19 protein-coding genes are annotated in these 25,307 nt (G+C 46.3%); 13 read left to right on the top strand and 6 right to left on the bottom strand.

Annotated elements, in window-relative coordinates:
- The first annotated feature begins 96 nt into the window (after window positions 1-96).
- Both JUB15_RS24805 and JUB15_RS24810 read left to right on the top strand, forming a co-directional pair.
- Window positions 97-981 carry a helix-turn-helix domain-containing protein gene (locus JUB15_RS24805; protein ID WP_207515353.1) on the top strand — a complete coding sequence of 295 codons (885 nt, stop codon included), beginning with the start codon at window positions 97-99 and terminating at the stop codon, window positions 979-981.
- A 129-nt stretch (window positions 982-1,110) separates the two neighbouring features.
- Window positions 1,111-1,488, top strand: a complete 378-nt coding sequence (locus JUB15_RS24810; protein ID WP_369411603.1) for a DUF983 domain-containing protein — start codon at window positions 1,111-1,113, stop codon at window positions 1,486-1,488.
- Between the two features lie 57 nt (window positions 1,489-1,545).
- Here the strand turns inward: JUB15_RS24810 and JUB15_RS24815 are convergent, their stop codons facing one another.
- A complete protein-coding gene (locus tag JUB15_RS24815) occupies window positions 1,546-2,016 on the bottom strand; it encodes a hypothetical protein (protein ID WP_207515355.1) in 471 nt (156 codons plus the stop codon).
- A 142-nt stretch (window positions 2,017-2,158) separates the two neighbouring features.
- Between JUB15_RS24815 and JUB15_RS24820 the strand changes: the two genes are divergently transcribed.
- On the top strand, window positions 2,159-2,827 hold the full coding sequence (locus JUB15_RS24820; RefSeq protein ID WP_207515356.1) for a YceI family protein: 669 nt from the start codon (window positions 2,159-2,161) through the stop codon (window positions 2,825-2,827).
- 56 nt (window positions 2,828-2,883) lie between these two features.
- On the opposite strand, the gene JUB15_RS24825 is transcribed toward JUB15_RS24820, so the two are convergent.
- A complete protein-coding gene (locus JUB15_RS24825) occupies window positions 2,884-3,507 on the bottom strand; it encodes a GyrI-like domain-containing protein (RefSeq protein ID WP_207515357.1) in 624 nt (207 codons plus the stop codon).
- 221 nt (window positions 3,508-3,728) lie between these two features.
- Between JUB15_RS24825 and JUB15_RS24830 the strand changes: the two genes are divergently transcribed.
- The 9 genes from JUB15_RS24830 to JUB15_RS24870 all read left to right on the top strand — a co-directional run bounded on the left by JUB15_RS24830 (window position 3,729) and on the right by JUB15_RS24870 (window position 16,585).
- The gene (locus JUB15_RS24830; protein WP_207515358.1) at window positions 3,729-4,331 is read left to right on the top strand and encodes an RNA polymerase sigma-70 factor; all 603 of its coding nucleotides are present in this window, start codon (window positions 3,729-3,731) and stop codon (window positions 4,329-4,331) included.
- A gap of 109 nt (window positions 4,332-4,440) precedes the next feature.
- Window positions 4,441-5,637 carry a FecR family protein gene (locus tag JUB15_RS24835; RefSeq protein ID WP_207515359.1) on the top strand — a complete coding sequence of 399 codons (1,197 nt, stop codon included), beginning with the start codon at window positions 4,441-4,443 and terminating at the stop codon, window positions 5,635-5,637.
- Window positions 5,638-5,905: 268 nt separating this feature from the next.
- Window positions 5,906-9,259, top strand: coding sequence for a SusC/RagA family TonB-linked outer membrane protein (locus JUB15_RS24840; RefSeq protein ID WP_242696504.1), 3,354 nt, complete (start codon window positions 5,906-5,908; stop codon window positions 9,257-9,259).
- 108 nt (window positions 9,260-9,367) lie between these two features.
- A complete protein-coding gene (locus JUB15_RS24845) occupies window positions 9,368-10,837 on the top strand; it encodes a RagB/SusD family nutrient uptake outer membrane protein (RefSeq protein ID WP_207515360.1) in 1,470 nt (489 codons plus the stop codon).
- A gap of 14 nt (window positions 10,838-10,851) precedes the next feature.
- Entirely contained in the window at window positions 10,852-11,655 is an 804-nt protein-coding gene (locus JUB15_RS24850; protein WP_207515361.1) for a DUF4843 domain-containing protein, read from the top strand.
- Window positions 11,656-11,681: 26 nt separating this feature from the next.
- Window positions 11,682-13,100 carry a PKD-like family lipoprotein gene (locus tag JUB15_RS24855; protein ID WP_207515362.1) on the top strand — a complete coding sequence of 473 codons (1,419 nt, stop codon included), beginning with the start codon at window positions 11,682-11,684 and terminating at the stop codon, window positions 13,098-13,100.
- Window positions 13,101-13,132: 32 nt separating this feature from the next.
- A complete protein-coding gene (locus JUB15_RS24860; RefSeq protein ID WP_207515363.1) occupies window positions 13,133-14,236 on the top strand; it encodes a TlpA disulfide reductase family protein in 1,104 nt (367 codons plus the stop codon).
- Between the two features lie 401 nt (window positions 14,237-14,637).
- Entirely contained in the window at window positions 14,638-15,192 is a 555-nt protein-coding gene (locus JUB15_RS24865) for a hypothetical protein (protein WP_207515364.1), read from the top strand.
- Between the two features lie 826 nt (window positions 15,193-16,018).
- The gene (locus tag JUB15_RS24870) at window positions 16,019-16,585 is read left to right on the top strand and encodes a sugar O-acetyltransferase (protein ID WP_207515365.1); all 567 of its coding nucleotides are present in this window, start codon (window positions 16,019-16,021) and stop codon (window positions 16,583-16,585) included.
- Window positions 16,586-16,597: 12 nt separating this feature from the next.
- On the opposite strand, the gene JUB15_RS24875 is transcribed toward JUB15_RS24870, so the two are convergent.
- The 4 genes from JUB15_RS24875 to JUB15_RS24890 form a co-directional block, all read right to left on the bottom strand.
- The gene (locus JUB15_RS24875) at window positions 16,598-17,590 is read right to left on the bottom strand and encodes a bile acid:sodium symporter family protein (RefSeq protein WP_207515366.1); all 993 of its coding nucleotides are present in this window, start codon (window positions 17,588-17,590) and stop codon (window positions 16,598-16,600) included.
- A gap of 115 nt (window positions 17,591-17,705) precedes the next feature.
- A complete protein-coding gene (locus JUB15_RS24880) occupies window positions 17,706-18,962 on the bottom strand; it encodes a PepSY-associated TM helix domain-containing protein (RefSeq protein ID WP_207515367.1) in 1,257 nt (418 codons plus the stop codon).
- Window positions 18,963-18,973: 11 nt separating this feature from the next.
- Complete coding sequence (locus JUB15_RS24885; RefSeq protein WP_207515368.1) at window positions 18,974-21,430, bottom strand: TonB-dependent receptor; 2,457 nt, start codon at window positions 21,428-21,430, stop codon at window positions 18,974-18,976.
- A 226-nt stretch (window positions 21,431-21,656) separates the two neighbouring features.
- A complete protein-coding gene (locus tag JUB15_RS24890; protein ID WP_207515369.1) occupies window positions 21,657-24,065 on the bottom strand; it encodes a prolyl oligopeptidase family serine peptidase in 2,409 nt (802 codons plus the stop codon).
- Window positions 24,066-24,445: 380 nt separating this feature from the next.
- Between JUB15_RS24890 and JUB15_RS24895 the strand changes: the two genes are divergently transcribed.
- Window positions 24,446-25,291, top strand: coding sequence for a CvfB family protein (locus JUB15_RS24895; RefSeq protein ID WP_207515370.1), 846 nt, complete (start codon window positions 24,446-24,448; stop codon window positions 25,289-25,291).
- Window positions 25,292-25,307: the final 16 nt, after the last annotated feature.

The following is a 25,307-nucleotide window of genomic DNA, read 5'->3' on the forward strand; positions in this document are numbered from 1 at the left end:
TTAAACATCCCGATCGGTAAAAAGTACCATAAAACCCATAAAAATCACCCTTATTCCTGGTATACCTTTTATAGCTTTGTGGTACAAACAAAGGCAATGTCGAAACATCCCCTGCCTGTATATGATATCAACAATTTGAAGGAATCGCGGTTTTCACCGAAAGATTTTATGGCGGATCGTTTTGCACATTATCTGGAGGAGCATAAAGACCTCCGTTTTCCGCATAAGCATTCTTTTTATCACCTGGTTTATTTTACAGGCGGTTCAGGCAGTCATTCGATAGATTTTGTGCATTTCCCGGTAGGGCTGGGGCAGATCTATTTTATGGCGCCGGGCCAGGTACATAGCTGGCATTTCGACAGGCAGCCAGACGGTTTTATCGTTAATTTTTCTGAACAATACCTGAATGATTTTTTAGCAAATCCCCGGTATCTGCAGCAGTTCATTTTTTTTGGGGGCATTGCCCAGGAACAGGTTATCGATATTCCGGAAAGCGGCAGGCCGCAGGTGACAGGCCTCCTGGAAACCATTGTAAGGGAGGGAAGATCCACTGCTGTGTTGAAAGACGATCTCATACGGTCGGCGCTGGTTCAGTTGTTCGTCCTGGTGAGTCGTTATGCCGGCGGGGATACCGCTCCTGCAACCAATAATTATAATACCGTGGTGCTTCGGAATTTTCAAAAGCTGATCGACCAGCATTATAAGGAAAAGAAGCTGACGAAAGATTACGCCGCCATGTTGTATATAACGCCTAATCATTTGAATGCCCTTTGCAAGGATGTAACGGGCCGTTCAGCCGGTGAGTTGATCAGGGACCGGATCCTGCTGGAGGCGAAGCGTTTGCTGGTGAACGCGCGGCTGAGCATTTCCCAGATAGCGGCTGAGCTTCAGTTTATGGATAACTCCTACTTTTCGAAATTCTTTAAGAAATATGTAGGCGTTACGCCGGAAGTATTCCGGAAAGAACAGGTAACAAAATGATATCAGTATATGGAAGCGACTATTTTGGTTAACAAGACAAATGAACAGGATATAACGGGGCAGGACATAAAACCCGGATCATTACTTAATCTGTTAAAGTGCAAATGCCCACGGTGCAGAAGGGGTGATATGTTCGAGCACAAAAACCCCTATGTATTAAGAAAGACCATGAAGATGCGAAAGGAATGTGCTGTGTGCAAACAACCGTTCAATATAGAAGTGGGATTTTATTATGGGTCCAGCTATGTCAGTTATGCCGTTACCGTGGCATTGAGCGTAGCTACCTTTATCGCGTGGTGGATATTGATCGGCTTTTCGTTGCAGGACAACCGGTTCTTTTACTGGATGATCTTTAACTCCGTTTTTTTGATCGCTGCCCAACCTTATTTAATGCGGCTGGCAAGAACCGGCTGGCTGGCATTCTTTGTTCGCTATGATAAGAACTGGCGGATCCCGCCAGCCGGGCAACTCGAAAGATTGAATGAAGAGCAGGAGAAGAACTGGTAATGGTTAGTCATCCGGCTTACAACATTAAAGGCTGCAGTCGCAGCCTTTAATATTTCTCTACTCCCAATCGTCATCGTCCTGGTTGTTATTTGATTCCAGTTGTATGGGATGTAAAGCGACGGTTGCAGACCGGAAATAGGTTGGTTGTTTTACCTGGTAATTGAATTCTCCAAACCAGGTTTCATTTGGAAAAACGCCCAGAAATATAGGGACAGCCATTCTTTTCATATCGCTCCATCTGTATCTTCTGTGGGTTATTATGCTGCATAAAACAAAAGGTTTATCCATGTTTTCAACAGAGTCATAGATCGAGATCTCTATTTTTCCTATAGCTCCAATGGGAGTTCGTGAGAAACTATCCGTATAATGGCGGCTTAGTATTTTATTAAAGGTGCTTTCTACATAATTATTTTCCGCATTGTCGGCTTGCTCTGCAAGCAGCGTCAAACCATATATCGATGCCCCAATCACTCCAAGTATGAGTACGAAAAGAACGAAGTTAACCGGGGGGATCTTTTTTAAGAACATATAATGGCCTTTATAGCAAATATATAATGAACGCCTATAGTCTCCAATACACGTAAGGGTCTGATTTTTGCAGAACTGTAATACAGCGTAGGTATCATATATACCTGCTATGAAAATCAAGTAATCACAAAATCAAAGTCGTATGAAATGTAAAGGATATCTGGCGATCGCAGCTTTTATTGCAGTGATGTCTTCCTGCGGTGATAGTGCTCCCGAGGGGGACAAGGCAACCATCCAGGAACAGCAGGCAACCGCTGAAGCGCAGGGAACACAATTTACGGTTGATACAGCTGACTCCCGCATAAGATTTGTCGGGCATGGCGTAGGTAAAAACCATCCCGGTAAATTTAAATTATCTTCCGGCACAGTTGCCGTAGCCAATAACCAGATCACCGGTGGCAGCTTTACCATCGATATCAAATCAATGGACCTGGAACAAAAAGGCGGCATGTTTGATTCCAAGTTGCGCCCACACCTGATGAGCGGTGATTTTTTTGACGCCAATAAATTCGGAACGGCAAAGTTCGACATCACCAGCGTGCAGCCCTATACGCCGAATAGTACCGACACATCTATCGTGGACGGCGCCAACTTCCGCATCAGCGGTAATTTTACATTGAGAGATGTAACAAAGAATATAAGTTTTCCGGCAAGGGTTGATCTGGACGGCAATACGTTGAAGGCGAAGTCTAATTTTGATATCGACCGCACACAATGGGAAATGCGTTATGGTAACGACAAAACACTGGGCGATAAATTCATTTCTGAAAAAGTGAATATAGAGCTCGACCTGCAGGCTAAAAAACAGTGATCATCATAATTTGAAAAGGAGCGTTCCCGTTGCCCAACCGGAACGCTCCTTTTTTTTTATTTTACCGGTTCCCTCAAAATGGTCTTTAATTTCTCGGGCGCGGTTTTTCTGAAATCCGACAGATAGATCTCATGATGCAATCCGTTTTTGGCCAGTTTGTTTGCTGCAGAGAATTCGGCTATCCGCTTTAAAGTTTCCGGCTCCGTTGAAAACGGACCCACATGTAAGATCTGAATACATTTCCCTTCCGCCATTGTAAAAAAGCTTACCTGGTCAACCAAAGGAAGATCTTTCTTTGTCTTCACCTTTTCTTTTGCTGTATCGATGTCTTCAGCCGTCACAAATGCAGGCATCCTGATGAGTAACCGGTATTCCCATTCGCTCCGGGGTATGCCGGTGGGGGCCGTTTCAATAGAAGTGCCTTTAAATTTGTTTTCATCGAACCACCATAAGCCTTCCAGTTTTGAAACGACAAAATCGCTGTTTTGCGCTTTATACATGAACTTAATGGTGTAGGCCGTGGAATACAATGCTTCTATGTTTTTTGCAAAGGCAGGCGCCGAGGGGTCGCCTTTGCCGGCCAGGGAAATAAATTGGGCGGGTTCAATGGTTACCAGTTCGGGTGTTGTCTTTGCGGTAAAATAGGTCTTGTATGTTTTTGTAAGATCGAGTTTACTCATAATACCTGGTTTGATGATTATGCAAAGAAGCAGGTGCTTACTGCCAACCTTATGTCAACAGGGTTGAAAAATATAATCAGCCAGCGATGTAAACGGTTACGAATGCTTGAATTACTAAGGGTTTTCCCTGTTTTAGCATTGTTTAGCAATGAAGTGTATAAGTGATGCTTACTATTATATGATTTTTATTGTAATTTCAACGCTTCTCATGAAAAGGGTGAATGCAGGCTACTGATTACGTTCAACATACAGACCAGTCTTTACTGCAACTGCTTACGCACGACGACCAGAAGGCATTTACTGCCATCTATCAACGGTACTGGCAATCGTTGTTCCGAGAAGCTATGAACGTGCTGCGTTCGCAGCGGGAAGCAGAGGATTGCGTACAGGAATTGTTCGTTTCCCTATGGAAGCGAAGACAAGCCCTGTCGATAACTTCTTCGCTCAAAGCTTATCTCCAAACGGCCGTTCGTTATCAATGCATCGATCGTATTGAAAGGGATATGATCCGGGGTGGTTATCTCGAAGATTTTACCAACTATCTGGCTGAGCATCATTCGATGCCTACGGTGGAAGAAGAGCTGTATGCCCGTGACCTGGCCGCGAACATTGATCAGGTTATGTACAAGATGCCCGGTAAGATGCGGGAAGTATTCCGCCTGAGCCGCCAGGAACATCTTACGCACCGGGAAATAGCCGACCGGCTGCAGATCTCTGAAGAAACCGTAAAGAAACAGATCTACCTCGCCCTGAAGATCCTCAAATCACACCTCGGCGACGCCTCGCTGGCTATGCTCATTGCCGCGACATTTATTTATAAATAGATTTTTTTAAAAAAGTCTGTTTTTCTCTACCACCTGCCTTCTTTTTTTCCGACTTATATAAGGACCTGCTAATCAAATTTTGCCATAACCTGAATGAATGTCTTGAAAAATGGATGCAAACCAGTTCAGTGATCTGTTACAACGTTATCGCCTGGGCGCCTGTACCGAAGAAGAGAAGGTTTGGGTGGAAGGGTGGTATAACGAACGACGCAACGCCATATACAATCCTTTAACAGAAGAAGAAGAAATGCTTGCGGGCGAGTATATCTACCGCAACTTAAACGATATGCTTACTGCTGAAACCACCAAAAAAGTGATCCCGGTGTGGCGAAGGACCAAAACGTGGTGGGTAGCTGCAGGAACACTGTTACTGCTGGCTGCCGGTGGCTTTTTCATTTTCAGTAATAAAAGGTCCGTACCCCCAATTGTACAAACCCCTAAACCCGAAATAAAACCTGTGACGCCAGGCGGGAATAAAGCGTTGCTTACGCTGGCTGATGGCTCGGTGATCGTGCTCGACAGTGCTGCCAATGGAACCCTTTCGCAACAGGGAAAGACCATCGTGTTGAAAAAGCAGGATGGACAGCTGGAATATAGATCCGGTAACAACGGCAATCAGGATGTCGTTGCCTGGAATACGATCAGCACCCCGCGCGGCGGTCAATACCAGGTGGTATTGCCTGATGGTACAAAAGTATGGTTGAATGCGGTCTCCTCATTACGCTTTCCCGCTGGCTTCACAGGGACTGAACGGGTAGTTGAATTAACGGGCGAGGCTTATTTTGAAGTAGCCTCCCTGCCCATTGCGGGAAGTGGAAAGAAAATGCCCTTTAAAGTTATTATTCCCCCGCCACCTCCGGCCGAAGGCATAGGAGGGGCCCAGGTAGAAGTGTTAGGTACACAATTCAATGTCAAAGCGTATGCCGACGAGGCTTCCATCAACACCACGCTGCTGGAAGGCGCTGTAACCATGAGCAGTCAGAAAAAGCGCGCCCTTATGAAACCGGGGCACCAGGCGCGGGTGACTAAAGACGGACAAATGATCGTTGATGAACATGCTGATGTAGAAGAAGCACTGGCCTGGAAGAATGGCCGCTTTCAATTCACGGATGCGGGGGTGGAAACGGTCATGCGTGAAATTGCCAGGTGGTATGATGTGACCATCGAGTATGCCGGAAAAATACCGGCAGAAAAGTTTGAAGGAGAGATCCCGCGTAACAGCAACATTGCCGAAGTGATCAGGATCCTGGAACTGAGCAATGTGTTTTGCAAAATTGAAGGAAGGAAAATAATTGTGTTGCCATAAAAGATACGGATCGATGAGAAACTGCTAAACCAGATTGTTCACCAAACCAAAACGCACACTAACATGGGAAAGACCTGATCTATCATCCACTGACTGCCATAAAAGAATGAAGCCGGATGCGTTGGCGCGCAACCGGCTGATTTTGGGCAAACTCTGTAAAAGCGTCGAAACTGTTATTTGTTTACCCAACTTTAAAAGTATGATTTTTACCATTCTTTGCCAAGCTGTGCGCGTACCACAGCGGGCAAGGTCCAAAACTATTCTGGTTATGAAGTTAACCGCTGTCTTCCTATTGGCGGGCTTCTTACAGGTTTCTGCAGCTGGATTTTCGCAAACAGTTACAATCTCAAGGGAGAACATGCCCTTGCAGAAGCTTTTCAGGGAAATAAAAAAGCAAACAGGTTTTGTATTCTTTTATAACACGCGCCTGTTGCAGAAAACGCATCCCGTGAACCTCGATGTAAAGAACAGGAACCTGAAGGAAGTGCTCGATCAGGTTTTTGCAGCCCAGCCGGTTACATACAGTATCGTGAACAAAACTGTTGTGGTAAATGAAAGAAAAGAGCTTCCCAGGCCGGTGGAGGCGGAGGTGATAAGAGATACAGTTCCTCAACTGGAGATCCGAGGTAAAGTAGTTAATGAAGCCTCCGGCACGCCGGTGGTGGGCGCTAATATATTGATCAGGGGAAGCCAGACGGGCACCAGTACGGATGCCAATGGTGAATTCTCCATCAGGGCTCAGAAAGGCGCCGTATTGTTGATCAGTTACGTAGGGTTCGAGAACCAGCAGGTAACGGCCAGAGCAGGCGCAACCATATCAGTAAAATTGAAGGCTAAAGATCCTATGGCCGATGTGGTGATCACCGGTTATCAGCAGATCAGAAAAGAAAGTTATACCGGTAATGCGGTTACCGTAACGGGCGAGGAGCTGCGCCGCATTAACCCGGTGAACCTGATGCAGAGCATTCAGGCATTTGATCCTTCTTTCAAGGTAGCCGATAATAATTTACTGGGTTCAAATCCCAATGCCCTGCCGAGGGTAAATGTAAGAGGTAGTACTTCATTGCCTTCCGGGAGCGGAGGAATGCTTACCCGCAATAACCTCGCCGGTAATGTGAACCTGCCCACATTTATTCTGGATGGGTATGAGGTCAGTCTTGAAAAAGTATTTGATCTGGATATGAACCGTGTTCAATCCATTACGCTGCTCAAAGATGCAGCCGCTACGGCCGTATACGGTTCAAGGGCAGCGAATGGCGTATTGGTCATCACGACAAAAACGCCGCAGGAAGGCAAACTGCAGGTTTCCTATAGTTCTGACCTTACAGTATCAGGGCCCGATCTTTCAGATTACCATGTATTGAATGCGGCTGAAAAACTGGAGTATGAGCGACTGGCAGGTTTGTATACAGCGGTGGGGGATCGCTCGGCCAATGAGCAGGAGGAAGCATATTTTGGTAAACTGGCCAATGTAATTGGCGGTGTTAATACTTACTGGTTATCGCAGCCATTAAAAACAGCGTTTGCACAAAAACATTCGCTGTATGTTGAAGGTGGCAGCGCTGCCATCCGCTATGGTATCGATCTGCGCTATCAAACCCAGCCCGGCGTAATGAAAGGCTCGGGCCGCGACCGCTATGGTATTGGGTCTGTACTTTCCTATGCGCCCGGCAAAAAATTCATTTTCAAGAATACCCTCACTGTTACGCAGGTCAACAGCAAAGAATCGCCCTACGGTAATTTCATCGATTATGTGCGGATGAACCCTTACTATCCTAAAAACGACTCCAACGGTCACCTGCTGCAGGCGGTAGACAGCTGGTTGATTGACACCAGGTCCAATACCGGTAATCAATATGTTACCAACAATGTGCTGAACCCAATGTATAACGGTTCGCTAAGCAATTTCGAAAGGTTAAAGTATACCGAGATCATCGATGCCTTTTCTGCTGAGTGGAGCATTGTCAGGGATCTGCGGTTGCGTACCCTGGCAAGTATCACCCAACGTAAGTATAGTGCAGATCGTTTTCTGTCGCCGCTGAGCAATCAATTTTATAATTACGAGCCCAGCCGGCTGAAAGAAAGGGGTAGTTATGATTACATCACGACCGACGAATCGATCTTCGATGGCAATTTTACCCTGAATTACAACAAGCAGTTAGGAGATCATAATGTGAATATGGCAGTAGGAGCGAACGTGCGCACTTCAAGCAGTGATATGAAATTTATACAAGCGATCGGTTTTTCGAACGACCGGTTCACCAACATCGCTTTTGCCAACAGCTATGCGCTGAACAGCGCTCCCCAGGCCAATTATCAGCTGGAAAGGCTGTTCGGATCTTTTCTCTCTGCCAACTATTCTTACCGCAATAAATACATGGCCGATATTTCTGCCCGGTTAGATGGTTCTTCAAAATTCGGCAGTGAAAACAAAGTAGCGCCATTCTGGGCTTTGGGTATCGGATGGAATGCTCACAGAGAAGGTTTTCTGTTGCACAGCGCTATCAGTACGCTTAGGTTGAGGGCAAGCACCGGTGTTACCGGCGCCGTATCTTTTCCTGCATACCAATCGAAAACAACCTATGATTACTATACCGGCAACTGGTATTCAACCGGGTTAGGGGCAGTGGTGAACACATACGGCAACGAATCGTTGCAGTGGCAAAAGACAGATAACTATGATATAGGCGTTGACCTTGGTATTTTGCGCGACAGAATATTTATCAGCGCAAGATATTATCAAAAGCTTACCCATGGTTTGCTGGCAGACATCATTCTGCCCCCTTCCACCGGTTTCAGTTCATACAAAGAGAACCTGGGCGATATGAGAAATACCGGTTATGAATTGAACATGAAAGTTACGCCCATCCAGAACCGTGACTGGACGGTGAATTTTACCGCCAATTTAACCCGCAATGAAAACAAGATCCTCAAGATCTCCAATTCACTGAAAACATACAATGATAAAGCCGATCAGGAACAGCAATCGAACCCCGACTATAAAGGGTTGCCCATATTGCGTTTCAAAGAGGGGGAGTCATTGAACACTATTTATGCAGTTCGCTCACTGGGTATTGATCCGGAAAATGGCAGGGAAGTGTATGTTAAAAAAGATGGAACGTTAACGTATCTCTGGGATGTAAGGGACATTTTACCCGTTGGCGACAATACGCCCCTGGCTTATGGTTATCTCGGAGCCAATGTTGCATACAGGCGCTTTTTGTTGAACGTAAGCTTTTATACCCGTTTCGGTGGAAAGGATTTCAATCAAACCCTGGTTGACCGGGTGGAAAATGCCGACCCCCGGTTTAATGTAGACAGCAGGGTGCTGGCAGACAGGTGGAAAAAGCCTGGTGATAAAGCCCAGTTTAAAAACATCGCAGAACTGGGACAAACCCTGGTTTCCGACAGGTTTGTACAAAAAGATAATGTGCTTGAACTGCAATCGCTGTATCTGTCGTATGATTTTGCGAAACAGGTATACAGTAAACTCGCCATGAAGAATCTGCGGGTGGCATTTACCATGAACGATGCCTGGCGCTGGTCTTCCATGAAGATTGAACGGGGAATAGATTATCCCTATGCCAGGAGTTTCACATTTTCTATTCAAACAAGCTTTTAAATCTCTGGTATGAAATGTCCATTACAAATCTTTCATTATGAACCAAAGCCAGTGAAAATTTTGTAATGGTAGATTCCATCCGACTAAAAAGCAACTAAAAAATTACGGATGAAAAATATTATTTGGTTTGCGATCGTGGTGCTTACATTATCGTCGTGTAAAAAATGGCTGGATGTAAAACCTGTATCGCAGGTGCCTGAGTCAGATCTTTTTAATACAGCCGAAGGATTTGAAGAGAGTCTGAACGGTGTTTATTCACGCTGCGCCCGCAGAGATTTATATGGGTTCGAACTTACCTGCGGGTTCCCTGAAGTGCTGGCGCAGAACTACAGTTTCCCGGGTGCTGATGACTTCCGGGGCTATGTACAAACTTCTAAATACAATTATAAAGAAAGGAATTTCATTGTAAGAAAAGATACGGCCTGGATCGGTTTATACCATGCCATCGTTAACTGTAACCTGCTGCTCAGAAATCTGGAAACACGTAAAGAGGTGCTGTCGCCCGACCGCTGGGCTTTGATCAAGGCGGAAGCGCTGGCATTGAGGGCTTTTTTACATTTCGACGTGCTGCGTTTGTTTGCGCCTTCGTTCAAAAGCAAGCCAACCGCCAAAGCCATCCCTTATGTGGCTGATTTTTCAAACCAGGTTACACCTGCATCAACCGTCACAGAAGTGCTTACGAAGATAGCAGACGACCTGTCGCAGGCGAAAGAGCTGATCCGGCCTGTTGATCCGATACTTACAGCCGCTTACAAGCCCAGTTATCCTACCGACACGGTGCGTACGGAAGAACTGGCAAACACCCTGTTTATGCAGAACAGAAGGCACCGGATGAACTATTACGCCATTTGCGCCGAACTGGCCCGGGTGAATTTGTATATGGAGAAAACCACTGAGGCCCTGAACAATGCGCTGGAAGTGATCAATTCAAACAAGTTCCCTTTTACCCGTGTAGATGATTTTACGGATCCTGAAGTAAAGAGAAAAGACCGGATCATGTATAAGGAACTGGTGTTCGCCTGGTACATACCCCAAATGGCCGATACAATGAAGAACCATTTCAATACGGGCCTTAGAAGCCTGTTCATAGAACAAAATGCAGGTAATGTTTTGTATGAGGCAACAGGCGCAGGTGGCGAAGACCGGCGGTTCAAGGAATGGTTCAAGCCGGTGAGCGGTGCAGCCCCTTATGACTGGTTTGAACTGCAAAAATATTTGCGTGACATTGAAGCGAACCGGCATTACCTGATGGCGCCTGCCATAAGGCTCAGCGAAATGTATTACATCGCTTCCGAATGTTTGTACGATTCAGATCCGGCCAGGGCGGTGGCGTTGTTAAAAACCGTACGGTTCAACCGGGGCATTACCCGTGATTTTGCGGTGAACAGCAAAGAAGACCTTTTGAAGGAGCTGATAAAGGAAGCGCGCAAGGAATTTTTCGCAGAGGGACAGATCTTATATATGTACAAACGGCTGAACCGGGCCATTGACGTGCCGTTGCGTGGCAGCATCCCGGCTTCTGATAATGTTTTTGTACTGCCTTTGCCCGATAATGAAATTGAATTTGGAAACCGATAAACCCAGCACCGTTTATGAAGAAGATCATAACTATTATAGCGGCTGTTGCGTTACTGGCAGCCTGTAAAAAAGCGGAGAACGTTACTTACCGTAACGCTGATAATATATATTTCGATCTTGAACCCCATGGGTATAAAGACAGCATACTGTATTCATTTGCGCTGCATCCCGGAATAGAACAGGACACCGTTTGGGTGCCGCTGAAGATCGCGGGCAATCGCGTTGACAGGCAAAGGGTGTACGCGGTAAAAGTGATCGATACAGCTTCTACAGCCCTTGTTAACCTGCATTATGAGCCATTGAAAGAATCATATACATTCAGCAGCGATTCAGGCACGGCGTTTATGCCAGTGATCCTGTACAATACAGATACCATGCTGGTCGATAGAACTTTTACCCTGAGTTTTCAATTAACGCCAACCAGCGATTTTAAAACCGATATGGCGCCGGTCACGGCACGGCTGGTGTTTTCGAACAGGCTGGAAAAACCGATATGGTGGAATATGTGGCTGGGTGGTTATTATTCGCAGGTTAAACACATGTTGTTCCGACTGGCCGGTACAACCGAAGAACTTACCATCAAAGGTGAGGATGCGCCCAGGAACACGTATTATGTAGATAAGCTGAAGATCCTGTTAGACCAGCCGAAAACCTGGCTGGAGCTTAATCCCGATAAAGGATATAAACTAACCCCCAGGAATGACAGTATTTCTGATTTTTACCATGTAAACACACCGGATAAGATCATTATTTATAAGAAGGAAACCTCCACCGGTAAATCTTTCTTTATAGATGAGTTTGGCGGACTGGTGATCTAAGTGTTAACTGCTTTAAAAATGTTATAATGAAGAAAATAATATTGGTACTGCTTTCAGCCTTCGCGCTGGTACAGCAGGCCTGTTATAAAGATAAAGGTAATTACGAGTATAATATGCCGGTAGCGCCGACCATTTCAGGTCTTGATACCTTGTATACAGTCGCATTAGGCGATACATTGATCATACAGCCTACGGTTACAACTACCGATCCCAATGCCAGGTTCTTTTATAGCTGGACAATCTCGATACCCGAACAGTTTCGCGATACGGTCATAACAGGATTTCCCCTGAAATATGCATTTGGGCTGGATCCCAAAAAGTATGCGGCCCGCATGACGATCACCGACAGTTCGAACGGTATGAAATATTTCCGGGAGTTTATGATAGACGGTCAAACAGAATTTTCTGTCGGCACGCTGGTATTGACGCTGGAGAATAACACCTCTCAACTGAATTTCGTGAAACCCGATGGCTCCGTTATTTCACGCGTTTACCGGGCCATCCATGGCGTTGATCTGCCGGGCGGTCCACAACAGATCATTCCCCTGGTGCATCAGGCTTTAACAACAAAGCCTACATTTTGTTATTGGGTCACGGGTACCGAAACAAATGATGCCGGAGTGCGGCTGGCTACCAATACACTGATCCAGATAAATACACTGCGCAAGAACTTCTTTGACCCGCCGGCTTCAGCCGTGCCCGGACAACTGGAAAGCAAGGCAGATGGGGTTTTGAGAGGGGTGATCAATAAAAAATTATATGTAGGCGCCTGGAAAACATTTTATGGCTTTCCCATATACGGGTACTTCGGTGTGCCTACTGCCGGCGATTACGAATTATACAGGCAGGTAATCTTCAACCAGGCGCCCTATATCATTGGCTATGATAGTAAAGCTAAAAAGGTGGTTGCATTTACCAACTTCGGCGATCCTGCCTACATAGGAACCGATTACCAGGTAACCACTACCACTCCTTTTGATCCCAAAAATGTGGGGCTCGATCTCCTGCATTTTCAACAGATCGGCGGCAACAACTGTTTTGCCTTTGGTAAAGCGGCCGATGGTACCCTGTATGAACTTAAATTCGGCGCCGACTTTATGGGCTTTATTCAATTGTCGCCCCAATATAAGCGTGCATTTGCGCAACCCGGGCTCATAACACCGCTCACCAGATGGGCAGGCGCACCAGGCGAAATATTTTACTTTAACTCGGGCGATAAGATCTACCGGTACAATCCATTGAACCAGGAAATACGGCCATTGATAACCGATTTTGGTGGCAAAACGGTAAGCATGGTGAAGATGATCGATAATGGCAATACCCTGGTGGCAGGTATCGAGGGATCCCTGTATTTCCTGGACGTAAGCACCGGCAAATTCGGCGACATCGTTAAGAAGTACGACGGCATTCCCGGCGCTCCCGTTGATATAGCTATTAAAAATTAATTACTCTGTAGAAAAATATTAAACACAATTTCATGAGACCAGCCTTGTTGAAGACCGCATTATTCCTGTTAATTACGCACAGCGCCCTGGCGCAAAAGAAAGCCCCGCAATTTACTATAAATGCAAAGTTTGCCCACTTTACCGATAGCGTGGTGTACCTGAATTACGGTACCCTCGGTTCATCCAAAACCGACACAGCGAAGGTTACAAACGGCAGCTTTACCTTTAAAGGACATGTAAAAGAGCCCGTGCCTGCTTTTATTTTTTCAAAAACGTTCAAAGTGAAGGTCGACCTGTTCATCGACAATACGCCTATCACCATTACCGGCGATGTTGATTCCATGTTCAATACAAAAGTGACCGGTAAAGGCGTCGTGCAGGAATTTGAAATGTTTAACCAACAGTTAATGAATAACCGCAAGCGAACGATTGCCGTTTACCAAAAAGCCTATGATCTGAAACAGGCGGGCGATACCGTGGCTGCCAAGGAACTGCAGGCCAGGGCCGACAGCCAGTATAACTGGGAATTCAAGGCGAGGAACCAGTATATTGTTGACCATCCGAAAAGTTATATAGCGGCGAAAGAATTACTGGCCTATACCAGCACCATAACGCTGGCCAACAGCATTAAGCTGTTCAACGGGCTCGATGCTTCCATAAAATCAACGAACGTGGGTAAGGAGATCGCTGCCCGCATTGAGCTGTTGAGTAAAGTGGAAGAGGGAAAACCTGCGCAGAACTTTACGCAAAGCACCCCTGATGGAAAACCGGTTCAACTTGCCGATTATAAAGGCCGTTATGTACTGGTAGAATTCTGGGCCAGCTGGTGCGGTCCCTGCCGGGCCGAGAATCCCAACCTGCTGAAGCAATATCAGCTGTACAATAACAAGGGATTCGATATCCTCAGTGTATCGCTCGATAACAATAAAGACTACTGGCTGAAAGCCGTTGAAAAAGATGCGCTGCCCTGGACGCAGGTATCTGATCTGAAAGGCTGGAACAATGAGGTGGCCGTTTTATATGGCATCCGTGCCGTACCGGCCAGTTTCCTGATCGATCCGGCGGGAAAGATCGTTGCCACCGGATTGCGCGGCGAAGCGCTGAATAAAAAGCTGGAATCGCTTTTTGCCAGGTAAGCGGCGCCAACGGAAAGGTAGCATTATATGAAAGACCAGCATATTGGTGAGCGGTGAATATCGCCTGCTCACTCCCGCGGTACATGCAGGCGAAAGCCAGGTATGTACCGCTTTTTTATGCAAAACGCTGAACGCTGAACGCGGAACGCAAAACGCTGAACGCTAAACGCTAAACGCAAAACGCAAATACCGCTGAGGGCTCAAGGCTGAAGGCAAAACGCAAATACCGCTGAGGGCTCAAGGCTGAAGGCAAAACACCACATCCGCCGAAGGCGGTTTTCGTAATGAGCCTTAAGCCTTAAGCCTTAAGCCTTCAGCCTTAAGCCTTAAGCGTTAGGCGTTAGGCAATAATGCATTTCCAGCTGCGTTTAAGGATGCATATTATTTTTAAATCAGATCTTATGGCAACTTTACAGGAATTTTCGAAAAATTTCGATGGGAAAGCGGTCCCGGAAGCATTGAGCCAGCTGTTGGAATTTCAGGAGGAAGCAGGATTTGAATGTTATGCACAAGGTTTCGGTCTGTTATGTGACGACAAAAGCGGATTAAAGAATGGATGGTCAAACGATCCGGCTTTCCTTGGCAAATTAATGCCTTTCGCCCAGGCAAACAGCGGCGGTTCATTTTATGCCTTGTGGCAATATGAAAATACCGTGGGTTTGCATAGATTGCCCGTAGTAATTTTCGGCGATGAAGGTGGTGAATATATCGTTGCTGAAAATATAAAAGGTTTGTTGCAATTGCTTACACTAGACGTAGAGCCGATCGTATATGAAAAAGTCAGTTATTATAAAGGCGCCGGTCAAGAGCCCAGTGACTATGCGAAGAACTTCAGGAAGTGGCTGAAAATGCGGTTCAACCTTGACCCAATTGAAAAAGCAGAACAGATCGTAGCCCCTGCCCAGGAAAAATACCAGGCTACATTCGATGCCTGGAAGCAACAGTATTTCGGCTAGCTGTTTTTAATGATAGTGAAAAGGTATGTTACCCAGGGTAACATGCCTTTTTTTTTGTATGCGTGTAATGGCCGCTGTTACTTGTTTTTTGGTCGTTGCAAGCCGTAATGACGTCAAAACAGCCTGCAAGTAGATCATTACGGGCTGTTATGATACCATACCAGGCTGTTATGCTACAAATACAGGCTGTTTTGGTAACATTACAGCGTAAAATCGGATCAATCCAGGTGAATTTTCATCATTTCAACCTGGCTATGGATCGTTTCCATCTCACTTCGGATCATTGTTTGGCTGTAACGGACCGTTGTTACTTGTTTTTTGGTCATTGCAAGCCGAAATAGCGTGAAAGCAGGTTGCAATTGGATCATAACAGGCTGTTATGATACCATAGCAGCCTGTTATGCTATTAATACACGGGTTTTATTACCATTACAGCGTGAAATCGGATCATTTCAAGTGAATTTTCATCATTTCAACCTGGCTTCGAATCGTTTCCATCTGGTTTCTGATCGTTGCAGCGTGTATTTTCGTCATTGCAAGCTGTTTCTGTAAGTTTACCACTTGCAATGAAGTATTAACAGCATATAATGATGAAATAACAGCTTGTTATGAGCGCATACCAGGCTGTTATGATGAAATAACAACCTGCAACGATGAAATAACAGCCCGCAACGATAACATAACACGCGGAAATGATTCATTGCAAGCCAACTTCGGTCCATTTCAGGCATGTAATGATAAATGCTCGTTCAAGATGACGATTTGGGAAAAATTATATCATCCCAAGCTCAGTTTACAGGCACAATTTTTACAGTAAATTTCCATCATGAAGACCGAAAAAGAAAAAATGCTGGCCGGCGAGCTCTATAATGCGCTCGATCCAACCCTTTCAGCAGAAAGATTAAAAGCCAGGCTGCTCATCAAAGCCCTCAATGATAGCCGGGAGGATGAGCCGGAAGAACGCAGCCGCATATTAAAGGAATTGCTGCCCAACGCAGCGGAAGGACTTTGGCTGCAACCACCGTTTTACTGCGACTACGGTTATAATATAAAATTAGGCCGCAACGTGTTCTTCAATTTCAACTGTGTAATACTGGATGTAATGCAGGTTACCATAGGCAGCAGAACCTTGTTTGGTCCTAATGTGCAAATCTATACAGCTACCCACCCGGTCAATTATAAAGAACGGGCTTCCGGGCTGGAATATGCCAAACCCATAACTATCGGTGAAGATGTATGGGTAGGAGGGAGTGCGGTTATTTGTCCGGGTGTTAGCATTGGCGACCGCACTGTAATCGGCGCGGGCAGTGTAGTAACCAAAGATATTCCGGCTGACGTATTTGCCGCCGGCAACCCCTGCAAGGTGATCCGGCCTTTGGAGAAGGATCAATGAGCGCAGGACTGTTTATCTTCGCCGCGACATGCCTTGCGCTATAATACTTACGGCAATAAGTTGCAATGCATGATACAGCATAATGGGCAGGAGCAGGATGCCCATGAGGGGACTGTTCATAAAGATCACCTTCGCCATCACTGTGCCATGCACCAGTGATTTTTTTGAGCCGCAGAATGTAGCGGTGATCCTGTCTTCCCGGTTAAAATGAAGTAAACGCGCTATAGTTCCCGTTATAAAGTATACAAAAAAGAACAAGCCCAGCAAACAGGCGCCCAGGATAAACAATTCGCCAATCCCCAGGGTGCTGAACATGTGCTGGTGGAATGATTCGCTGAAGGCTGTATAAACGATAGCGAGTATCGTAAGCTGATCAAAGTACTTCAACTGCTTACTGTACTTTTCTGCCAGCCGGCCCAAACGCGTGGGGTTCAGCAGTAAACCGGCCACAACCGGCAGCAGGATCTGCAACAACAATTTCATCACTACATCGCTCATATCTATACGTTGGTCGCTGCTTCCGGTGGCCAGGGCCATCCACGCTGGTGTAAATATAATTCCCAGCAGGCTGGAGATGCTCGCATTGAAAATAGCCGCCGGAATATTTCCATGTGCAATTGACACCATTACAACCGATGAAGAGACGGTAGACGGCAATGCTGCCAGGAAAAAGCTGCCCAGCCATAATACGGCGGTCTCACCGTGGTTGAGCCATGGCCGGAACAACAGCACCAAAACGGGGAACAGGAGGAAGGTGCCTGCTTGTACCAGCAGATGCAGGCGCCAGTTACTGAGCCCGGCTACCAGCTTTTGCCGGTTAAGTTTCAAACCATAAAAAAAGAAGATAAAAGAAACGCCCACACTGGCCAGGGACGATATCGAGAATGGCCCTTTCGCGATCCCTGCATCGGGGAACTGCGAAGCCAGGATGATCATGCCTATAATGGAAAGTATGAACCAGTCGAGCCCGAACCTGCCCAGTATTTGCACTACTTTGCTTGCCATATTATTTGCAAGATAATGAACCCTGGTATTATCAGTTATTCAGTTCCTAAGTTATTCAGTTCTTAAGTTATTCAGTTCTTAAGTTATTCAGTTTGAATAAACGAAGTTTGAATAATTAAACCAGTTCCATTTCCTCCACCATCCGTTTTTGTTTAGCGGCAGGTTTCCTCGCTTTTCGTTTTTTTCCAAACCAGATAATGAAACCGGTGATGGGTAAACTGGCCGATACCAGGCTGATGAGGAAAGCGATGATCTTACCGGTTATACCGCCAATAGCGCCTACGTGAATGTCGTAATTCATTCGCACCAGTTTATCGGCCGCACTGCCTTGCTCATAGGGTTTATTGAAGATGCTTTTGCCGGGGATCTCTTTCAGGGAGTACCGGTCGAAAAGCCGTGTGTGGTTCTTATAATAAGTGCCTTCCTCCGGATTGTGCGAAACGGAGATGGCATCGCTGAACTTCTGCGCAAAGGTGATCTGCAAACTGCCCTGGCCTTTATACACCCGGTTCATATTATGCCATACACTGTCTTCCGCCGAATACAGGGCGGTTTGGGCGGGAATATTCGCAGTATCGGAAAATACAGTGGCCCTTCTTTCAGGCATTTTATTGCCGCCGGAAGCAACCCAGTAGATCGATTTGGGCACCCATTTAAATCCATAGTAAATGCCAGTGATGGCAATGATGAGCGCGCCTATGAGCACATAGAAGCCGAGCACATTATGCAGGTCGTAGTTCACCCGTTTGAAAGTCGCTTTCCATTTTATTTTAAAGCTCTTGTTTACATTGGCTTTACGCAGGTTCTTTGGCCACCACATGATCAGTCCGGAAATGAGCAGGAAAATAAAGACCAGGGTGCTCCAGCTTACTATCTGTTGTCCTATTTCGCGCGGCAGCCACAGGTTGAAATGACCGATGAGCATAATGCGGAAAAAATCCTTTTCCAGCGCTTTTGCTTTCAACACTTCTCCCGAGTAGGGATTCATGTAGATCATCATATAACCCGTTTTTTTATCGCGGTAGGTAGCGATCGCTGCCTTGCCTTTACCTGGATACTGAACCGCATTGATAACCGAACCTGGTTTTCCGGCCTTATCGCCAAACTGGTGTTGTTCGGCGATCTTCTTAAGCACCGATGGGCTCAGGCAGGCTTTTTCTTCCGCCTTAACAAACTGGTAAGGTTGCGTAAGGCTGGTGATCTCTTTTTGAAAACAATAGATACAGCCGGTAATGCTCACAATGAAAACGATCAAACCAGAGACCAGTCCCAGCCACAGGTGCAACCAGTCGTTAATGGTACGGAACAGGGATCTGCCGCTTTTCCTGCGTGCAGCAGCTTTCAGTGATGTGGAAACGGATTGGTTGCTCATGTTGCTGCAGACTAGAATTTATAGGTGAATGTCATTCTCATGTTACGGCGAGCTTCTACGATGTAAGAATAGAAAGCCCTGTTGCCTGTTCCGCTGGGCAGTGAACCCGCGGTAAGCAGTTTGCGGTCGTCGAGCAGGTTATTCACCAGCATCGAAACGCCGAACCTGCCTTTTTGATAAGAAACGCCGCCATCGGCGCGGAAGTAATTAGGCATGTTGGGGGTTTTTGTTGTTCCGATAAAACGATCAGCCAGCCACTGGATACCGCCATTCACGCCAAAACCATTCAATACGCCGCTGCTAAAGCGATAGCTTATCCAGCCGTTGGTAATATGGCGGTTGGTGTTGGGCGTTTGGTTGCCAACTGTTTTTTTGTTATCCGGTGTATTCGGCGATTCTTTAGTGATCTTTGAGTCGGTATAAGCGTAGTTCAATACCACGTTCAGGCCTTTTACCACTTCTCCATTGATGTCTACTTCAATTCCTTTTGATTCGGTTTCACCCAATTGTTCCTGGTAAGTTTGGCCATTGCTGGCAGGTGTGGGAATAGTGACCAGTGCATTTTCCCGGGTGATCCGGTATACACTTACTCCACTTACCCAGCGGCCGCCAAACCATTCTTTTTTCACGCCGAATTCAATGTTATTTCCTTTAATGGGTTTGAACGCATTGCCCGAAGAATCGGTACCGGCCACCGGAACAAACGACTGATCGTACAATGCATAAACTGAAGTTTGTTTGTCGATGGAATAACTGATGCCGGCGCGGGGAGTGAATACCTGCTCTTTAATATCAGCTGCTTTGTTCTTACCTACCGTTTCGGCATACGTAAAACGTACACCCAGTGATATTCTCAAATTGTTGTTCAGGAAACCCAGTTCATCCTGTACATAAGCTGAACCGTAATTGGTGTAGGTAGCGTATGTTGTAGCGCCCGCGCGCTGGCGGATGTTCATCGACCGGTCGAACACCGGAATGGAATCCATAGGTAACCCGTAAATAGGATTGTAAATGTTAAATACCGGTTCTACACCTCTTACGCGGGCGAAGCGAACGTTGGGATTACCTGAACGGAAATCGCCCCAGAACTTTTTATTTCCAAAATCGGCACCGCCGAGTATGCGGTGACGAACGTTACCGGTATATTCTTCGCCGCTGATGGAGAATTGGGCAAAGCGGTTCTCACCGGCTTCATCGCCAATATTGTAATAACGGTACATGTCGCCATTGTCAAGGATGCTGTCGGGCCACATGCTTCCCGATTCCATGGCGAAATCGAAGTAAGCAACCTGTGCATGTGCTTTCCAGCGTTCGTTCAGCTGATGGTCAAGGTAAACGTATACGCTATGATCCCTGATCTTGTTAGGTGGTAAAGAGGGATCGGTATAGAAGAAATCGTTGGCTACCTTTTCATCGGCCAGCTTTTCTTTGCTGAACATGTAGTTGCCGTTGGCCAGGTATTTAATTGCCTGGTAGGTATACTCAAAGGTAACAGCTGTTTTGTCGTCGATCTGGTAGCGGAGCACCGGGGCAATTACCACGCGGTTATTAAAATTGAATTTGGTATGAAAATCTTTTTGCTGTGCTGCCAGGTTCAGGCGGTACAGCAAACGGCCGTCTTTGCTCAGTTTACCATCGAAGTCGGCAGTGGCGCGGTAAGTACTGAAGCTACCGGCGCTCAGGCTGAACGACTGGTGGCTGATGCCTGTCGGTTTTTTGGTAACTACATTATAAAAACCACCGGGCTCACCGGCTGCGAGCATAAATCCGGCGGGGCCTTTTACGAACTCGATATTCTCGATCATGGAAGCGTCTTCAGCAGTAGGACCCCAGCTGGCTTCGATGTTCATGCCATTGCGGAAGGCAGGGATCTTGGAGCCGCGCATCCGGATGTTGGCATACTGGTTATCCCAGTGACCCATGCGCGAAGCGCCGCTGACATTACGGGTGATACCGTCAACGATATCAAAAACCTGTTGATCGGCCATCGTTTTTTTACTGATAACCTGGATATTCTGCGGGGTTTCAAGGATTGAACTTTGCAAGCGGAGTGAAGAAGAAACGCGATCTACCTTGTAACGGCCGCCGGCGCTGATCACTACTTCGGCCAGCTGCGTGTCGGACAGTTCCAATTTGAAAGAAATATTGTTTTGTTTGCCATTCTCTGCAAGCACTACCGTTGTCTCAAGGGGTTTATACCCTTTAACTGTTACATTAACGCGATAGGTTCCTGCAGGGAGATTCTTGAAAATATAAAAACCCGTTTCCGAGGTAAGGGTCATCTTGTCTGTACCTGCCAGTTGTACAGCTACACTTTCAGCAGGTTCATTGTCGGCCGTAGTGATCTGTCCGGAAATAACCCCTTTAGGTGGATTTGTCTGGGCCAAAAGTTCCGGTGAAAGCAGTGCACAAAGCGATGCAAACACAGCAACCAGCAGGCTGCTGCGCAGTTTGATTGAACAGTTCATAGTAAATAATAGGGTTCTAGCGATAATTAAATAACAGGCGAATCGTTCAGAAAGCTTTTACATAATGTCGTTGCCGGAACGCAAAATTATTCACCGATTAATTGTTGTCTTTACGCTTTCGGGAAATGCATTTATGGAAACGGGAAAAAATACCAGCGCCCTAAAGGGGAGCGATAAAAAAAGGCCGCAAATTGCGACCTTTTTAATGAGTGCTATCTGTAATATGTTATTTTACGACTACTAACCGGCGGGTAGTATGCTGTTTGTCCAGTTTAATTTGGATAAAGTAGCTGCCTGTTGAAAGACCGCTGGTGTTGATCACCGTGCTCAAATAACCTGTTTGTTTATTGGTAAAATAGCTTTTGATCAGTTTCCCTTCGCCATTGATAAGGGTGATTTGCATTTTTCCCGTCAATTCATTATTGATTTGCAGGATTGCCTGTTCCTTAGCCGGATTATTTAACAACTTTACTGTCCTGTCGAGGTAATTAACAGGCGCTGAACGTGCGGTTGCTATAAATGGTTGCGCAGTTCTCAAGGTGCTGACTGAATCGCGCAGGGCAATTTCTATAACTGAGATATGACCAAAAGTACTTCCTGCCTTGGTTCTTGCCTCAACAAGCTGGGTGCCATAACAATCGGTCAGTGTAGCATTATTGGCCACTGTGTGGTTGTACGCGCCATCATATTCTTTCCAAAGCGAATCGCCTGCTTTTCGTACCTGCAGTATGCGGGGACCGGTACCTTCGCGGGTGCCCCAAAAGGTAATATCGGCTTTTTTGCCGGCAGGAATAGTAAACGTGAGGGTTACTATGCCCGCAGAAGGGTGAAAGTAGATATTGTCTCTTACTGCACTGGCAGGGTATTTTCCCAGGCTGCTGTCGATGCCATTTGAGTTTACCGATATGTCATTCGGATTGGCATAGGTGCCGCCCGGCCGTTTATCGGCGCTTATAGACAGGTTATGTGTAACGCCGGCAGTATCTATTACGGAGCTGATCCAAACGCCTGGCGAACCACTTGTAATATTATTCCATTTTACACCTGCATTGTTAATGGTTGTATAAGCCGGATTGCCGGCGTCTATCAATATATTTTTCGTAGTGACCGGGGCAGTTGCCGGTTCCAGCGTGTAGCGTAACAACCAGGCGTACAGGTCCAGTGAATCGCGAAACTTGGTTCGTTTATGGTATACATTATTCCATACGGCGTCATCATGGCCGGCATTGCGAACGGCGGTAAGCCACGCTTCGCCGCCATTGGCGTTAATGGAGTCGGTGATGCGTACGCAATTGTCGTATCTGTCATTGATCGTATCGTTTATGCCGACTGTTGTCCATATTTTTTTACCGGCCCAGTTATCAGACAGGTTATAGTGTGTTGAATCGGCTGCCATATAATGCGTTCCAAGCGGTGCTGCTGCTATAATACTGTCTGAGTAAGCAGGCGTTTCGAGGAAGTACTTTATCAGGGCCCGGGCGCCCATACTCACCCCTGTAAGATAGATGCGGTTACGGTCGACCCGGTACTTTGCCTTAAAGGAATTGATGATCTTGTTCAGGTCATGCAAGTCCCATTGTCCGATGCGCGACTGCGGCGCAAATACCAGGAAGGGAATATCATTGCCGAATGCAAGATACTGAGGCAGTCCTGTGCTATACATGTAGTATGGTATGTCGGTACTGTCGGCTGAGCCGGATTGCTGATAGCCCTGTCCGGCGCCATGCAGGTAAATGATCAGGGGATAGGCGCTATCGGAGTTTTGATAGTTGGTGGGAAGGTAAGTCATTCCCCAGTAGAACCGGTTGGTGTTAACAGGGATCCATTTCTCGATCTTTATGCGGGTTGGGGAAACAACCGGGCGTGACGTGTGCTGTAGTAACCAACTGTAGAGATCAAGCGTATCAGCCACTTTGGTTACTTTGTAATAAACGGAATCCCAGACAGCGGCATAGTGTCCGCCTGGTACAGCCTTTAAAGTTGCAATTCCGCCGTTGGCATTGATCGAGTCCCTGTACCGGATACTGTTCGTGTACCTGTTATAAGGAGCGGCATTGTCGGCAGTGCCCATCACCAGCATGGTCTGTTTGGGTTTCCATCTGGAAAATGTTTTCCAAATGGTTGAGTCACGTACTTCATAATGCATCGATACGGGCGCCACCGCTGCAATGCTGTCGGCCGGGTTCGGTTTTTCAAGCAGGTATTTCATTATTGCGCGGCCACCCATACTAATGCCGGTAAAATATATACGATTCGGATCAACGCGGTATTTGGCCTTAAAAGCGTTGATCATTTTAAATATGTCATCATTGTTCCATTGCCCGTTTGCGGTTTGCGGCGCAAAAACAAGAAAAGGAATATTGTTCCCGGCCTTTACATATTTAGGAATACCAGTGCGATACAGTTGCGCCGGAACATCTGCACTGTCGGCCGTGCCTTCGTACGATTCACCGAGTCCATGGGCAAATACAATTAATGGAAAACTGGCCGTGGTGTTATTGTAATCGACGGGCAGGTAAGTCATGCCCCAATAATACCGGGACGTATTTATGGGCGTCCATTTTTCAACAATAATTTGTTGCGCACCCGACAAATAACATGCGAATACGAAAAGAAAAGTAAATACTTGTCTCATAAATGATTGTTTGTTTAAGTTATGATGAATGGCTGTTAAGACGGGCTGTTGGCAATTGGCCGTTTAGAAGATCCCTCAGGGAAGAACCATAAAAAGAGGAGCGGGCAGATCGAAAGCAAAAGAAGTGATCTCAGGTAATAGGAATTAAGGTTCATGTGAATGTAATTGGAAATATATGAATATGTTACTATAGCTTAAGCCAGGCCGCTTACCGGGGATACAATAAGGTATAACCGAAGAATACTAAGTTCGGAAAAAAACAGGTACCGATCAACTGGATCTTGCCTGTAGTGTTTTCTTTTTTGACACATTTTCTCTGTAAAAAGCCGCGCGCGGAAATTGCCGATTTTTTGTCGTTCTTTGCAGAAAAATACAAATACATGGCAATCAGTCAGATCAAAGTGGGGGAGTACAATACATTGCGGGTGGCCCGGGCATTCGATTTCGGTATGTACCTGGGTGAAGACAAAGACGTGGTATTGCTGCCCAAACGCTTTGTGCCGCACGGCGTAAAAGTAGGGGATGTGCTGAAAGTATTTGTTTACCATGATTCGGAAGACCGGCTCATCGCCACCACCCAGCAGCCAAAAGGTATTGTTGGCGATATTGTAAAACTGAAGGTGGTGTCGGTAACCAAACAAGGCGCTTTTATGGATTGGGGACTGATGAAGGACCTGTTTGTGCCCAAATCGAAACAGTTAATGGGCATGCGGGTAGGCGGGGAGTACATCGTGAAAATATACCTCGATGAAATGACCGGCCGTGTGGCCGCTTCGGAAAAAATAGAACCCTTTTTGAGCAATGAACAATTGACGGTGAAAGAACAGGAACCGGTAGACCTGCTGGTATACCGACGTACAGATATTGGTTACGTGGTGATCATCAACAACCGCCACACCGGGGTATTGCATTTCAATGATATTTACCAGGAAATTACGGAAGGCGATCAGTTGAAAGGTTATATCAAGAACATCCGGGAGAACAACAAAATTGATGTGGGCACCGGAAAAATGGGTTACCAGCGCGTGGAAGACGAAGCCGGTAAGGTGATGCGCCTGCTGCAGGAAAATAATGGTTATCTGCCTTACAATGATAAATCAGACCCCGAAGAGATCTATTCTTTTTTCGGTATGAGTAAAAAGACCTTCAAAATGACCACGGGTAATTTGTACAAGAACAGAAAGATCGTTTTCACCCAGACAGGTATTAAACTGGCAGACGAATAGACCATACCGCTTCGGG

Origin of the sequence: Longitalea luteola (assembly GCF_017356035.1) — a bacterium.
GTDB lineage: Bacteria > Bacteroidota > Bacteroidia > Chitinophagales > Chitinophagaceae > Niastella > Niastella luteola.

Excerpts from the sequence above, each read along its gene's own strand:
- JUB15_RS24805 (WP_207515353.1), top strand. The coding sequence starts at position 97 with ATGTCGAAACATCCCCTGCCTGTATATGATATCAACAATTTGAAGGAA.
- JUB15_RS24810 (WP_369411603.1), top strand. The coding sequence starts at position 1,111 with ATGTTCGAGCACAAAAACCCCTATGTATTAAGAAAGACCATGAAGATG.
- JUB15_RS24815 (WP_207515355.1), bottom strand. The coding sequence starts at position 2,016 with ATGTTCTTAAAAAAGATCCCCCCGGTTAACTTCGTTCTTTTCGTACTC.
- JUB15_RS24820 (WP_207515356.1), top strand. The coding sequence starts at position 2,159 with ATGAAATGTAAAGGATATCTGGCGATCGCAGCTTTTATTGCAGTGATG.
- JUB15_RS24825 (WP_207515357.1), bottom strand. The coding sequence starts at position 3,507 with ATGAGTAAACTCGATCTTACAAAAACATACAAGACCTATTTTACCGCA.
- JUB15_RS24830 (WP_207515358.1), top strand. The coding sequence starts at position 3,729 with ATGCAGGCTACTGATTACGTTCAACATACAGACCAGTCTTTACTGCAA.
- JUB15_RS24835 (WP_207515359.1), top strand. The coding sequence starts at position 4,441 with ATGGATGCAAACCAGTTCAGTGATCTGTTACAACGTTATCGCCTGGGC.
- JUB15_RS24840 (WP_242696504.1), top strand. The coding sequence starts at position 5,906 with ATGAAGTTAACCGCTGTCTTCCTATTGGCGGGCTTCTTACAGGTTTCT.
- JUB15_RS24845 (WP_207515360.1), top strand. The coding sequence starts at position 9,368 with ATGAAAAATATTATTTGGTTTGCGATCGTGGTGCTTACATTATCGTCG.
- JUB15_RS24850 (WP_207515361.1), top strand. The coding sequence starts at position 10,852 with ATGAAGAAGATCATAACTATTATAGCGGCTGTTGCGTTACTGGCAGCC.
- JUB15_RS24855 (WP_207515362.1), top strand. The coding sequence starts at position 11,682 with ATGAAGAAAATAATATTGGTACTGCTTTCAGCCTTCGCGCTGGTACAG.
- JUB15_RS24860 (WP_207515363.1), top strand. The coding sequence starts at position 13,133 with ATGAGACCAGCCTTGTTGAAGACCGCATTATTCCTGTTAATTACGCAC.
- JUB15_RS24865 (WP_207515364.1), top strand. The coding sequence starts at position 14,638 with ATGGCAACTTTACAGGAATTTTCGAAAAATTTCGATGGGAAAGCGGTC.
- JUB15_RS24870 (WP_207515365.1), top strand. The coding sequence starts at position 16,019 with ATGAAGACCGAAAAAGAAAAAATGCTGGCCGGCGAGCTCTATAATGCG.
- JUB15_RS24875 (WP_207515366.1), bottom strand. The coding sequence starts at position 17,590 with ATGGCAAGCAAAGTAGTGCAAATACTGGGCAGGTTCGGGCTCGACTGG.
- JUB15_RS24880 (WP_207515367.1), bottom strand. The coding sequence starts at position 18,962 with ATGAGCAACCAATCCGTTTCCACATCACTGAAAGCTGCTGCACGCAGG.
- JUB15_RS24885 (WP_207515368.1), bottom strand. The coding sequence starts at position 21,430 with ATGAACTGTTCAATCAAACTGCGCAGCAGCCTGCTGGTTGCTGTGTTT.
- JUB15_RS24890 (WP_207515369.1), bottom strand. The coding sequence starts at position 24,065 with ATGAGACAAGTATTTACTTTTCTTTTCGTATTCGCATGTTATTTGTCG.
- JUB15_RS24895 (WP_207515370.1), top strand. The coding sequence starts at position 24,446 with ATGGCAATCAGTCAGATCAAAGTGGGGGAGTACAATACATTGCGGGTG.